Raw genomic sequence first — 13683 nt, 5'->3', positions numbered from 1 at the left:
CAGCGGAGAGCCGTCAGCCCGAGTTGCGCAGCGCCGTGGCCAGCCCGTTCATCGTGAGCAGGATGCCGCGCTTGAGCTGCGGGTCGTCGTCACCGGCGCGGTAGCGACGCAGCAGCTCGACCTGGAGGTGGTTGAGCGGTTCGAGGTACGGGAAACGGTTGAACACCGAACGCTTGAGCGCCGCGTTGTCCCACAGCAGGTCGTCGTGGCCGGTGATCTTCTCGTACATCGCTAGGGTGCGCGCGTGCTCGTCACGGATCTGGCCGAAGACGCGCTCACGCAGCTCCTCGTCCTCGACGAGTTCGGCGTACTCGGCGGCCAGACCGAGATCCGACTTCGCCATGACCTGCGCCATGTTGGAGATGACGGTCTGGAAGAACGGCCACCGCTCCGCGTACCCGCGCAGCTGCTCGAGCCGCTTCTCGTCGTCACCGATCCACCGCTCGAGGGCAGCGCCGGTGCCGTACCAACCCGGCAGCATGACGCGGCACAGCGACCACGACATGACCCACGGGATGGCGCGCAGATCGTCGATGGAGTTCGTTGCCTTGCGTGAGCTGGGGCGCGAGCCGATGTTGAGCTCGCCGATCTCGGCCACGGGCGTCGAGGTCTTGAAGTACTCGACGAAGCCGTCGGTGCGGTGCACGAGGTCGCCGTACGCCTCACGGGCGAGCGCGGCGATCTCGTCCATCGCGGTGTAGGCGGCCTCCACCTCGTCGGGCTCAAGACCCTCGACGTCGAGCAGGGACGATTCGAGCGTCGCGGAGACGAGCGCTTCGAGGTTGCGCGTGGCGAGCTTCGGCTCGGCATACTTCGCGGCGATGATCTCGCCCTGCTCGGTCAGGCGAAGCGAGCCGCGGACGGCGCCGGGCGGCTGCGCGAGGATCGCTTCGTAGCTCGGGCCGCCACCACGACCGACGGTGCCGCCGCGGCCGTGGAACAGGCGCAGCCGGATGTCGGCGTCCTCGGCCACCTCGACGAGGTCGAGCTCGGCGCGGTAGAGCGCCCAGTTGGCGGCCATGTAGCCGCCGTCCTTGTTGGAGTCGCTGTAGCCGAGCATGATCTCCTGCAGCCCACGCTTGCCGTCGACGAGCGCCCGGTAGGCGGGCACGTCGAGCGCGGCGCGCAGCGTCGTCGCGGAGACCTGGAGATCCTCGATCGTCTCGAACAGCGGCACGATGTTCACCGAGCAGACGGGCGTGCCGCCGTCGACGGTGAGCAGGCCCGCTTCTTTGAGGAGTACGGCCGTCTCGAGCATGTCGGAGACGCTCGTGCACATCGAGATGACGTAGTTCGGCACGGCCTGCTCGCCGAACGTCCGCACCGCGTGAGCGGCGGCCGCCGTGATGGCCAGCTCCTTCTCCGTCGTCTCGCTGAACGACGCCGACGGGCCCGCAAGGGGTCGGTTCGACGCGAGCTCGGCGGTGAGGAGTTCGACGCGGGCGTCCTCGTCGAGCGAGGCGTAGTCGTCGTGCACGCCCGCCCAGGCGAAGAGTTCGGCGATCGTCGCCTCGTGCGTATCGGAGTTCTGACGCATATCGAGGCCGTAGAGGTGGAAGCCGAACGTGCGCACGGCCTCACGCAGGGTGGCGAGCCGGTCGTCGGCGATGAGGTTGTCGCCGGTGCTGCGCAGCGACGCGTCGACGATGTCGAGATCCGCCAGCAGCTCCTCGGGGGTCTCGTACGCCGGAGCGGCCGCGTCGAGCGTCATGGTTTTGGCGTGCGTCTCGGAGAAGAAAGCCTCGAACGTCACCGACAGACGCGCGCGGACCCAGGCGAGCGCCTGACGGTACGGCTCATCGTCGCGCGCGTCGCCGGCGTCGGCGCCGCGCTTGGCGAGGGCGAGGAGGTCGTCGCTCGTCGGCGACATGCGAACGGACATCGACAGGCTCTTCTCGAGCTGCGCCAGCTCGTCGAGGTAGTGCCCGACGGCCGTCTCGGACGCGCGCCGCGTGGCGTAGTCGACGACCTCGCCCGTGACGTTGGGGTTGCCGTCACGGTCGCCGCCGATCCACGAACCGGCGCGCAGCATCGGCTCCTCGCCGATGCCCTTGCCCGGGTACAGCTCGTCGAACGCGGTGCGCAGGCCGGCGTTGATCTGCGGCATGACGTCGAAGAACGCCGCGTCGTACCAGCGCAGGCCGGCGTCGATCTCGTCGGTGATCGTGATCTTCGACAGGCGGATCAGGGCCGTCTGCCACAGCGTGAGGACCCACAGCTTGATCTGGCGCAGGTTCTCCGCGTCCTCGACCGGGTCGAGGGTCATGCGCTCGCGTTCGCGCATGAGGGACTTGATGTGGCTCTGCGCCTCGAAGACCGTGCGGCGGCGCGTCTCGGTGGGGTGGGCCGTGATGACGGGCACGACGCTCGCGCCAGCCAGGCGCTCGGCCGCGAGGTCACCGTCGATGCTCGCGCCCGCGAGCTTGCGGTAGGTGGCGGCGAGGGAGCCGTCCGGGGCCTCCTCACCCGCCGCGACGTGGGTGGAGCGGCGGCGCTCACGGTGCAGGTCCTCCGCGATGTTCGCGAGCAGCGCGAAGTGGCTGAAGGCGCGGATGACGTGGAGGGCGTCGCGGGTGCCGAGGCCGGTGAGCGTGTCGCCGAACGATGCGCGGTCGACCTCCTGGCGACGCACGCCGAACGCGCGCACGCGGGCGTCCTCGACGAGGCCGAAGACGCGCTCGCCCTCGTGCTCACGCACGACGTCGCCGAGCAGGCCGCCGAGGAGGCGAATGTCGTCACGCAGCGGCTCGGTCTGGGAGCGGTCAGCGTCGGTCGTGATGAAGTGCAGTGGTTCGGACATGCTCGCCAGTATGCCGAGAGCGGAGGGCGCCACGACGGAGCGTCCAGTCGGCGAAGCGTTCCCTACGATGGCCCGGTGATCTCAACCGTGGTGACGGCGCTCGGCCTCGGGCTGGCCGCCGGCATCAGCCCCGGCCCCCTGCTCGTCCTCGTCGTCACCGCGACGTTGCGCGGCGGGCTGCGCCGGGGCCTCGCCGTGGCCTGTGGGCCGTTGCTCAGCGACGCCGTCGTCGTGGGCGTGACGCTCCTTGCGCTGGGCCGGATGCCGACGTCGTGGCTGGCCTGGCTCGGTGTTGTCGGTGGCATCGCGGTGGCTGCGGTCGGCGTGCAGACGATGCGCGAGGCCCGTCCGGAGAGCCTCGCGCTCGGCGCCGGAGCCCCACGCCGCACGGGTCGTGACGAGGTGCGCCGCGCCATCGCGCTGAACCTCGTCAGCCCGCACCCGTGGATCAGTTGGCTGACGTTCCTCGGGCCGCTGACGGTGACCGCGTGGCGCTCGAGTCCGGCGGCCGCGATCGCGTTCGTCGCGGTGTTCTACCTCATGCTCGTCGGCGCGAAGGCCGTCCTCGCCGTTCTCGTCTCCCGCGGGCGCGACCGACTCACGGACACCGGTTACCGCCGCGCCGTCGTCCTCGCCGGGTGGGCGCTCGTGGCGCTCGGCGTCGTCATGGCCGTCGAGTTCGCGACGAAGCTCGTGTGAAGTGAGCAGCCGCCCCACCTGTGAGTGTTGGCCCAGTGTGTGAGCGGCGCCGGTCACAGACCGGGCCAACACTCACATCGTTATGCGGCCGTCGCCGCAGCTCGCGCCAGCATCGAGCCCACATATCCGGGGCGACGCATGTCATCGAACGTGAAACGCAGCACTCGATATCCGAGGCGAGTCAGCGCCATCTCCCGACGTTTCTCGCGGCGGAGGTCGTCGGGTGAGGCGTACTTTCCCATTCCGTCGAACTCGACGACGACGTTCGTGCCCTCGATGACGAAGTCGACCCGGGCAACGAACCGTCCGACGTCGTCGTGGACGACGACCTGCGGCACGAGTCGCACCCCGGCCACGTGTGCCTCCCACCGCACCAGTGACTCGCCGACCGATTCCACCCGACCATCGGCCAACGAGACGGCCAGGCGCGCCTCGCGAGCGCCGGGGCGCTTCCCGAAGACCTGCGACGCTTGGAGCAGGCTGGACCTAGTCACGCCCGCGTGCGCGGCGGCGTCCGCCGTCACCAGTCCCGCTCGCGGACCGTGGGCAGCGGCAATCTGAACGCAGGCCTCCTCGAGCCGCTGACATCGCAGGCCTTCGATCACCACGGTCTCGCTGCCCCACGGCATGAAGGAATGCAGCACTCCGCGCGAAGCCTGCACGCGAGGTCGGCGGGAGACCTCGACCCTTTCGGGTTCGGACAGGACGGCCACGCCGTGAGCCACCGCGCTGGAACGTCCGACGAGGTACAGGTCTGGCCGTCCGGCCAACAGACTGCCGCAACGGCGAAGGTGAAGGCATCGGGCACGCTCGAACGCGGTGACGCCAACGAGTGGTGCCACGATGAGGTAGTCCCCACCGCCCAACGACTCCAGTAGTCCGGCGGAGACCCAGGAGGCGAGGGTGCGTTTCGACAGGCCCTGCCGATCGGCGTCGGAACGGTGGAAGTCATGGCGGCCTTCGGCGAGACGGCGCTTCAGCGGTTCGGTCATGCCGTCAGCGTGCGTCGCGTCGCCTGCCTCGTGCCGACGTCGGGCCCGCCGCCTGTGGAAAGGGGTGTCAGAGCGTCACACCTGGGGAAAACAACCTGTGAGTGTTGGCCCAGTGTGTGAGCGGCGCCGGTCACAGACCGGGCCAACACTCACATCGTGCGCATCAGCGCGCGGCTGCGCGGGTGATGCGCCGTCGGTAGGCGACGACCATGAGCGTCGCTGTCAGCATGCCGATGGCGGCGACGACGTAGACCGCGTGGATGCTGCTCGTGTCGAGCACGAGAGCTCCGAGCGCGGCGCCGCCGGCGATGGCGAAGTTGAAGATGCCCGAGTCGAGCGCGGCTGCGGGCTCGGCATAGTGACGCGCCGACGTAAGCACCCAGTGCTGAAGCACGACGGCCATTGCGCCGCCGAACAGGCCCCAGATCGTCATGGCGATCGCCGCGACGATGGGTGCGCCCGAAATCATGAGAACGAACACGCCGACGGTCATGCCGGTGGTCACGAGCAGCAGCGCGAGCATCGGGCGCGTGCGCATGATCGGCGCCGAGCCGACGTTGCCGATGAGGCCCGCAACACCCATGAGCAGCAGCATTCCGCCGACGCCGGCCTCGCTCACGCCCGCGAACTCCTGCAGCGCCGGGCTCGCGTACGTGTACGCGCAGAACTGCGCGACGACGAGCACCGCAGTGACGAACAGGGCCAACCGCACCGGGCCGATCGACCACGCGTGGCGGTAGCCGTCAAACGTGAAGCGCTCCGTGACGAGAACGCGCGGCACGAGCACCCACAGCGCGCCGGCCGTCACGAGGCACAGGGCGGCGAGGACGAAAAAGGCCGTGTGCCACGTCCACGTCGTGCCCAGCCAGGTGCCGAGCGGAACGCCGAGAATCGTGGCCGCCGCGGCGCCGGTGAACGCGACCGTCGTCGCGAGCGCCGCGCGCTCCGCGCGCACGATGCGTGACGCGACGATGGCGATGAGCGCCCAGAACACGCCGATGCCGAGGCCCGCGATGAGGCGCGCCACGAGGTAGACGGCCACGTTCTGCGCGGCCGCCGTCGCTGCCGTCGCGGCACTGACGAGGAGCAGAGCAACCACGAGCACGAGGCGCCGGTCGAGCGTGCCGATGACGACGCTCGTCGACAGACCCATGACACCCGCGACGGCGCCGGCGAGCGTCACACCGAGACCCACGGCGCCCTTCGACGCATCCAGGTCGTCGGAGATGAGGGTGAGAACGCCGATCGGCAGTTCCTCCACCGTCACCATCGCGAAGATGCCGACGGCGAGCGCCACCACTCCGGGCCAACCCGAGTCGCGCAGTTCTCGAAGCGACGACACTGACCTGGGCATGACGCGGTGACTCCTTCTCGCAAAATGACGGTGTTGAGGTCCACTCTCGCAGGCCGGGCGGCCACCCACGTCATCGCCCTGACGCTGCGTCGCTCGGGTTGCCGCTGGCGTGCGTCGCGCCCGGCACGAAAGGATGGCGAACGTGCCTGAATTCGACCTCGACCGCATCGGCGCGGGGCTGCCCTTCGCGGCGTCACTCGACGCGTTGCGCAATGCCCTGACGCGGGGCGTCGCCGTCGTTCAGGCACCGCCGGGTACCGGTAAGACGACGCTGGCGCCGCCGCTCGTGGCGAACCACGTCGCAGGCGCGGGTCGTGTGATCGTGACGCAACCGCGAAGGGTCGCGGTGCGCGCAGCGGCCCGCCGGCTGGCGCAGCTTTCCGGCACGACGCTGGGCGAGCGCGTCGGATATGCAGTGCGCGGTGATGCGCGCACGAGCGCGTCAACGCTCGTCGAGTTCGTCACGCCGGGACTGCTCGTGCGCCGCCTGTTGGCGGACCCGGAACTGACGGGTGTGGCCGCCGTCGTGCTCGACGAGGTCCACGAGCGCTCGCTCGACTCCGACCTGCTCGTCGGCATGCTCGCCGACGTGCGCGAACTGCGCGACGATCTCGCTCTCGTCGCGATGTCGGCCACGCTCGACGCCCCGACGTTCGCCGACGTCCTCTGTGGGGACGACGGCGCCGCGCCGCTCGTCGACTGCCCCTCGGCGCTGCACCCGCTGACGCTCGACTGGGCGCCGTTCGACGCACCACGCACCGACGCGCGCGGCGTGACGCGTGACTTCCTCGACCACGTTGCCCGCGTGACGGTTGACGCCGCTCGCACCAGCGACGACGACGCTCTGGTGTTCCTGCCCGGCGTGCGCGAGGTGTCGCACGTGGCCGACGCCGTCCGCCGTGCCCTACCGGATCGTGACGTGCTCGAATTGCACGGGCGCGTCGACGCGCGCGAGCAGGACCGCATCACGGCCGGGCGCGGGCCAGACGAGCCGCGGCGCGTCATCGTCTCGACGGCGATCGCGGAGTCGTCACTCACCGTGCCGGGCGTGCGGCTCGTCATCGACGCCGGCCTGTCGCGCGAACCGCGCCGGGATGCGGCACGCGGCATGGCGGGCCTCGTGACGGTGGCGTGCTCGCGAGCGTCAGCCGAGCAGCGAGCCGGACGCGCGGCCCGTCTGGGGCCGGGACGCGTCGTGCGCTGCTACGACGAGCGGACGTTCGCGCGGATGCCCGAGCACGTCACGCCGGAGATCTCGACGGCCGATCTCACCTCCGCAGCGCTGACGCTCGCCGCGTGGGGCACGCCCGGCGGCGTCGGGCTGCGGTTGCCGACGGCGCCGCCCGCTGCGGCGCTGCACGCGGCGGACGAGTCACTCACCGCCCTCGGGGCGTTCGACGGTTCGGATGACGGCCGTCTCACCCCGCTGGGTCGCACCCTCGCGGGCCTGCCGACCGACCCGCGCCTGGGGCGGGCGCTGCTCGTCGCGGGCGAGGGAGTCGACGTCTGTCGGGCCGCCGGGGTCGTGGCGGCCCTCTCCGACGATCTCCGCGCGAACGACGCCGACCTCGCCCGCGCTTTGCGAGAGCTGAGCGGCCCCGCCCGAGCCCGGTGGTCGAAGGAACGCGACCGCCTCACCCGCCTTGCTGAACACCACCCGAGCGAAGCGGGACGCGAAACGCCGCCCGTGCCCGGGGAGTGCGCCGACGGGTTCGTCGTGGCCCTCGCCTACCCCGAGCGGGTGGCTCGGCGGGTGACTGACGGCGTCTACCTTCTCGCTTCGGGCACCCGCGCGGCGCTTCCGCCGAATTCGCCCCTGCGCCACCACGAATGGCTCGCCGTCGCCGACGCCACGCGGGCCGACGGACGCGTCGCGCAGGGCACGGGCGCCGTCGTCAGGCTCGCCGCGCCGCTGACGCGCGAACTGGCCGAGCGCGCCGCGAGCCACCTCCTCGTCGACGAAGTCCGCGCCACCTGGGACGACGGCCGTGTCACCGCGCGTCGCGTGCAGGCCCTCGGCGCGATCGAGTTCTCGGCTACCCCGACGAAGCCGACACCCGAGGCCGCGCGAGCGGCCGTCCATGACGCTCTGCACAGGCACGGCCTTGACCTGCTCACTTGGAGCGACGAAGCCACTGCTCTGCGTCGCCGCCTCGCCTTCCTCCATCACCACCTCGGCGAGCTCTGGCCGGCGATGGACGATACGAGCCTCCTCGACCGCGCCGACGAGTGGCTCGGCCCGGAGCTCGACGCACTCGCTCGCGGGGCGAAGGCGTCGTCGGTGCGGTTGCTCGACCCGCTACGTCGTCTGCTTCCCTGGCCCGAAGCGACCCGCCTCGACGACCTCGCACCCGAACGCTTCGAGGTACCGAGCGGCTCGCGCATCCGGGTGAGTTACCCCGAGGACCCGGCCGATCTACCGGTCGTCGCGGTGAAGCTTCAGGAGTGCTTCGGGCTCGATGAGACCCCGCGCCTGGCCGACGGCCGCGCCCCGGTGCTGTTCCACCTGCTCTCACCGGCGGGGCGTCCGCTCGCGATCACCGACGACCTCGCGTCGTTCTGGGCCGGGCCGTACGCGGGCGTGCGCGCCGACATGCGCGGGCGCTACCCCAAGCACCCGTGGCCCGAGGATCCGACGACGCACGTCGCCACCGCGAAGACGAAGAACCGTCTCGGTTCTCAGCGGTAGCGGCGCAGGAACAGCAGCGACACGACGACGAGCACGGCCGGCATCACCGTGAAACCGAGCGCCACGGCGGTGATCGCCTGGCCGGTTTGGGTCGCGCCGCCTCCGGTCGACGGTGCGTACCCACCGAGTGCCAGCACGGCGGCGTAGAGGAACGGGCCGAGGGCGAGGCCGAGTGTCTCCCCCGCGGTCCAGACCCCGGTGAACGTGCCGATGCGGTTCTCGCCCGACGCCGTCGCGTCGTCGGCCGCCACGTCCGGCAGCATCGCCATGGGGAAGAGCTGAATGCCCGCGTAGCCGACGCCGACGACAGCGAGCGTCAGGGCTGTGGCTGCCATGCCGACGTTCGAGGCCCACCACGTCGTGACCGCGCCCACCGCGAAGACGAGGGACGCCACGACGTAGCCCTGTCGCTTGTCGCGACGCTCGGCGAAGCGCTGCCACAGCGGAGTGACGAGGAGCGCCGGCCCGACGAAGCAGACGAACAGGACGGTCGCCGCACCGTCGTCCTCCAGGACCCAGCGTGCGACGTAGTCGACGCCGGCGAGCATCGCTCCGGTGGCGAGGGCCTGGATGATCCACGTGCACACCAGGTTTCGGAAGGCACGGTTCGCGCTGACGACGCGCAGTTGCTCCCGTAGCGACCCCACGGAACTCGTCGTCACGCGCGGAGTGACGCCGGCGGTCCCACGCCACGACGCGAGCGTGCCCACCGCGATCAGGGCGCCGACGAACAGTCCGACACCCCAGTAGCCCACCGCGTCACGCACGACGGGTGCGAGGCCGCCGCTCACGAGGATGGCGAGCGCGAGCACGGCGACGCGCCACGTCATGAGGCGGGTGCGTTCGTCGTAGCTGGAGGTGAGTTCGGCGGGCAGCGCCATGTACGGCACCTGGAAGAACGCGTACGCGCTGGCGCACGCGAAGTAGAGAACGACGACCCAGATCGCCCCAGCCGTCGTCGAGCTCGGCCCGACGAAGAGCAGAGCGAACAGGACGGCGAGCGTCAGGCCACCGCGCAGGAGGAACGGGCGTCGGGATGATGCGCCGCGCCGATCACCGAGGCCGCCGACGATGGGGTTGAAGATGACGTCCCACGCCTTCGGCAGCAACACGAGAAGGCCGGCGAGCCACGCCGCGACACCGAGGTTGTCCGTGAGCAGGGGCAGAAGGAGCAGCCCCGGCACGGCGCCGAACGAACCCGTCGCGACCGATCCCAAGCCGTACCCCGCGCGCACGCGAGTGGGCAGAACGTCGTCCGCGCGCACCCCGTTCGCCGCGCCCCCACTCATCATGCGCGTGACGGTCACAGCGCCGAAGCACGAGCCAGGCAGGATTCGGACATTAGCCCGGGTCGCCGCAGGTGACGCAGTTCGGTGCGCGTGACGCAGTTCGGTGCGCGTGACGCAGTTCGGTGCGCGTGACGCAGTCTGAGCCAGTTCGAACCGCGTCAGCTGCACCGAAGTGCGTCAGCTGATGTCGGGCGGCCGGGTCAGACCTCCCGCAGGCTCCGCTCGAGTTCGCCGACGTCCGTCGTCGGCGCGTCGCAGACGAATCCCCGGCAGACGTAGGCAGTGGCACGGCCGCCTGTGGCCGGGCGGTCGGCGAGCAGCGGAACGCCCTCGGCATCCGTACGGCCAACGACCCGCACGAGGCCAGGGCTCGTCGCCTGCCAGGCGCCGGTGGCCATGGCGTCAGTGTCGGGCGAAGCGCCGTCGCTGACGATCGCCACCTGAACCGGGCCCGCCGCGAGCGCCTCGGCTGCGGCGAGCGCCCACCCGGCGAACCGGGGCGCCTGACGCGCGACGGCACCCAACTGCCCGATAGACACCTCCGCGAACTCGCGGTAGTCCGCCTCTCCCGTGAGCGCGAACGCCATGACCGCCGCGCTCGCCAGGGCCGACGCGCCGCACGGCTCGGCGTTGTCACCGGTCGAACGGGGCCGGGTGAAGAGCTGTTCGGCGTCCGAGCCCGTGTCGTAGACGACGCCGTCCGTGACGAAGAGGTCGCGCGAGGCATCGAGCAGCTCTGTGGCGTGCGTGAGGTAGCGCGCTTCCCCGGTGGCCTGGTGGAGCACGAGTAGGCCCTCGGCGAGGTTGCCGTAGTCGTCGGCACAGCCGAGCGCTTCGCTCACCCCACCGCCGAGCGAGGTGCGGCGCAGCCGACCGTCCACGATGTGTGATTCGAGCACGACGTCGGCCGCGGTGCGCGCCGCGTCGAGCCAGCGCGGCTCGTCGAGAATCATGGCCGCCTCCGCGAGAGCTGCAATCGCGAGTCCGTTCCAGGAGGTGACGACCTTGTCGTCGCGGGCCGGCTGAGGCCGCCGGTCGCGGGCGGCGAGCAACCGCGAACGAACGTCGTGCCACCACGCGTCGGGGTCGCCCACCTCGTCCGGGGCGAACACGTCTCCGGGGTCTCGGCGCAGCTGCAGCGTCGAACTGCCGTGCTCGAACGTGCCGTGCGGCGTCACCTCGAGCAGGCGCGCAGCGCGAGCACCGTCCTCGTCGCCGAGCACCTCGACGAGCTGCGCCGGCGTCCACGCGTAGGTGAGTCCTTCGACGCCGTCGGTGTCCGCGTCGAGTGCCGAAGCGAACGCGCCCTCGTCGGCGAGCAACCGACGCAACATGAACTCGGCGGTCTCGACCGTGACGCGACGAGCCGGCGCCGAACCTGTGGCACGCCACAGGTGGGCGTGGACGCGCAACAACTGGGCGTTGTCGTACAGCATTTTCTCGAAGTGCGGCACGACCCACGCGGCGTCGACGCTGTAGCGCGCGAAGCCGCCGTCGAGCTGGTCGTACATTCCGCCGCGAGCCATGGCCTCACAGGTGCGCTCGGCCATGGCGAGCGCGTCGGCGTCGCCCGTTCTGGCGTGGTGACGCAGGAGGTGCTCGAGCGTCATCGACGGCGGGAACTTGGGGGCTCCCCCGAAGCCGCCGCGTGCATCGTCGAACTCGCGCCGCAACGTCGTGATCGACGCGGCGAGGGCTTCGTCGTCGAACTCGGCAACACCGGTGGGCGCCTTCGCCGTCATGCCGCTCACGGCGTCGACGATGGCGCGGCCACTCGATTCGGCGCGCTCACGGTCGGTGCGCCAGATGTCGTCGATGGCGGAGAGCACCTGGAGGAAGTGGTCGCGCGGGAAGTACGTGCCCGCGTACAGCGGTGCCGCGTCGGGCGTGAGGAACACCGTCATCGGCCAGCCGCCGTGGCCGGTGAGCGCCTGCGTGACGTTCATGTACACGGCGTCGATGTCGGGGCGTTCCTCGCGGTCAACCTTGATGGCGACGAAGTTCGCGTTGACGACGGCCGCGACCTCAGGGTCTTCGAACGACTCGTGTGCCATGACGTGGCACCAATGGCAGGCCGCGTACCCGACGGAGAGCAGGATCGGAACGTCGCGCTCACGCGCCTCGGCGAACGCCGCGTCGTCCCACTCGCGCCAGTCGACCGGGTTGTCGGCGTGCTGACGAAGGTACGGGCTCAGGGATGCGGCAAGACGATTGGCCATGCCTCGACGCTAGTGGCCGGCACCGACAGGAACAACGGACATCGGATGCTCGTGCAGCATCGAACGCGCGCCGACGCGGGTGCGCACAGCGATCGATCGGTTCACGCGCCTGGGCCGAGAACGGGCCGGGCGCGCTGGACAGCGGCGGTGTTACGCCGCGCGACTGAGTTCTGTCACGGTGTCGGCTGTGGCATCCACGGCCTCGTCCTCGTCGGGTGAGACGAGCACCGCGTCGAACATCCGCTCCTCCACCGTCGCCAGCACGAAGATCAGGACGAACATCACGATCACCGAGCTCACGACGAGGAGAAGCGACTCTTCCAGGCTCATGCCCTCTACCGTGCCACCTTCGGGCAACGCTTGAAAGGTCAACACCCCGAACACAGGTGAACGTTCTGTAACGCTCCGGCACATACCGATTCGATGCATTTTGCGAACGGATCGGTATGTTCCAGGTGTCAGAGACCTGCTGCGGCAGCGTCGCGCTGGACGAGCGACCGAATCGTCTGCTCCTGCTCCGGTGTCTCCCAAGCCATCTCGTCGAGCAGTCGATTCGTCTCCGCGAGCACCCGCTTCACACCCGCCGGCGAGACGAGCCCGAGCTCGTGCGCCTTCGCCGCGGCGCCCACGTACGTGTCGACCACCCAGATGTTCTTCGCGGCCAACTTCTCTCGTTCAGCCGGAGCCATCGCAACGACGTCATGGATGAACACGGCCCGCACGACGTCGCCGTGCGCCTCGACGATGGCCTCACCCACGGCGATGTCACCCTGGCCCGAGTCGCCGATGAAGACGAGGTCGTACTCGGGGTAGAGCTTGGCGTAGTGGTCGATGTTCTCGACCTTCTTGGCCGCCATCGAGTCGTGCGTCGCGAGGTTGAAGATGCTGCCGGTCATGATCGACATGTCGGCCAGCCCGGCCTTCGTCAGCGTCTCGCGGCTGTGGCCCTTCATGAGCCCGAGCGCATCCGAAGGTCGCGCCGTGACGAAGGTGAGGTCGCCCCGCGAGATCGGCTCGTCGCGCGGGCCCAGGTCGAGTGCCTCGTAGAACTCGAGCACGCCGGGGATGACGCTGCCCTTCGGGTAGCGGTCCTCGTGGATCTTCGCCAGCGCCGTGTCGTCGATGTCCGACAACGCCTTCGCCTGACGCTCCCCGTCGAGCGACGAGCTCGCCGCGAAGTGAGCGAGGATCTCCTCGCGGATGCCCTCGTCGTCGACGTCGGAGAACACGAGGCCCTCGAGGTCGTGGCGGCCCTTCGCGAGGTTGATCGTGTTCTTCAGGTGCGACAGGTCGTTGCCCGCGTGCGAGAGCAGGATGTCGCGGATCGCCGCTTCCATGACCTCGTCCGTGTGGCCCTCCTGCATACCGCGGATGATCGACGCCTGCGCGTGCAGGCCGAGGTCGTCACGACGCTCGTAGGCCAGGAGCTGCACGAGGTCGTCCCGGTGATCGCGGCCGATGAGCCGGTTGTCGACGCTGTCGAACAACTCGACGGTGTCGAGCTTCTCCATGGCCTCGTCGAGCTCGGCGGCGGGCGCGGAGCGCAGGATGTCGAGCACTTCGCGCTCCTCGGAACGGCTCGTCGAACCGTCGATGAGGGCGGTGAGCAGATCGAGGGTGCTGGGCACGGTGTCCTCCTGT

General features: G+C 70.2%; 9 protein-coding genes. 2 read left to right on the top strand and 7 right to left on the bottom strand.

Annotated features, from left to right (window positions below; all coding sequences use genetic code 11):
* Positions 1–13: 13 nt before the first annotated feature.
* Positions 14–2800: a phosphoenolpyruvate carboxylase gene (ppc, locus tag EVU97_RS05160; protein ID WP_129664077.1), complete on the bottom strand. Its 2787-nt coding sequence runs from the start codon at positions 2798–2800 to the stop codon at positions 14–16.
* Between the two features lie 75 nt (positions 2801–2875).
* On the opposite strand from ppc, the gene EVU97_RS05155 reads away from it, so the two are divergent.
* On the top strand, positions 2876–3499 hold the full coding sequence (locus tag EVU97_RS05155; protein WP_165357887.1) for a LysE family translocator: 624 nt from the start codon (positions 2876–2878) through the stop codon (positions 3497–3499).
* Between the two features lie 80 nt (positions 3500–3579).
* On the opposite strand, the gene EVU97_RS05150 is transcribed toward EVU97_RS05155, so the two are convergent.
* Positions 3580–4491: a DUF559 domain-containing protein gene (locus tag EVU97_RS05150; RefSeq protein ID WP_129664073.1), complete on the bottom strand. Its 912-nt coding sequence runs from the start codon at positions 4489–4491 to the stop codon at positions 3580–3582.
* A gap of 163 nt (positions 4492–4654) precedes the next feature.
* Complete coding sequence (locus EVU97_RS05145; protein WP_165357886.1) at positions 4655–5845, bottom strand: MFS transporter; 1191 nt, start codon at positions 5843–5845, stop codon at positions 4655–4657.
* 133 nt (positions 5846–5978) lie between these two features.
* On the opposite strand from EVU97_RS05145, the gene hrpB reads away from it, so the two are divergent.
* Positions 5979–8534, top strand: coding sequence for an ATP-dependent helicase HrpB (hrpB, locus tag EVU97_RS05140; RefSeq protein WP_129664069.1), 2556 nt, complete (start codon positions 5979–5981; stop codon positions 8532–8534).
* On the opposite strand, the gene EVU97_RS05135 is transcribed toward hrpB, so the two are convergent.
* The 4 genes from EVU97_RS05135 to EVU97_RS05120 form a co-directional block, all read right to left on the bottom strand.
* The gene (locus tag EVU97_RS05135) at positions 8525–9826 is read right to left on the bottom strand and encodes an MFS transporter (RefSeq protein ID WP_240730137.1); all 1302 of its coding nucleotides are present in this window, start codon (positions 9824–9826) and stop codon (positions 8525–8527) included. The genes hrpB and EVU97_RS05135 overlap by 10 nt on opposite strands.
* 197 nt (positions 9827–10023) lie before the next feature.
* A complete protein-coding gene (locus EVU97_RS05130) occupies positions 10024–12042 on the bottom strand; it encodes a thioredoxin domain-containing protein (RefSeq protein WP_129664067.1) in 2019 nt (672 codons plus the stop codon).
* A gap of 150 nt (positions 12043–12192) precedes the next feature.
* Complete coding sequence (locus EVU97_RS05125) at positions 12193–12426, bottom strand: hypothetical protein (protein WP_129664065.1); 234 nt, start codon at positions 12424–12426, stop codon at positions 12193–12195.
* Between the two features lie 74 nt (positions 12427–12500).
* Complete coding sequence (locus tag EVU97_RS05120; RefSeq protein WP_129664063.1) at positions 12501–13670, bottom strand: phosphatase domain-containing protein; 1170 nt, start codon at positions 13668–13670, stop codon at positions 12501–12503.
* Positions 13671–13683 lie beyond the last annotated feature (13 nt).

Source organism: Dermacoccus sp. 147Ba, assembly GCF_004151355.1.
Classification (GTDB): Bacteria; Actinomycetota; Actinomycetes; order Actinomycetales; family Dermatophilaceae; genus Dermacoccus; species Dermacoccus abyssi.
The sequence above is the reverse complement of the archived record's forward strand: the minus strand, read 5'-3'. Positions and strand labels throughout refer to the sequence as shown.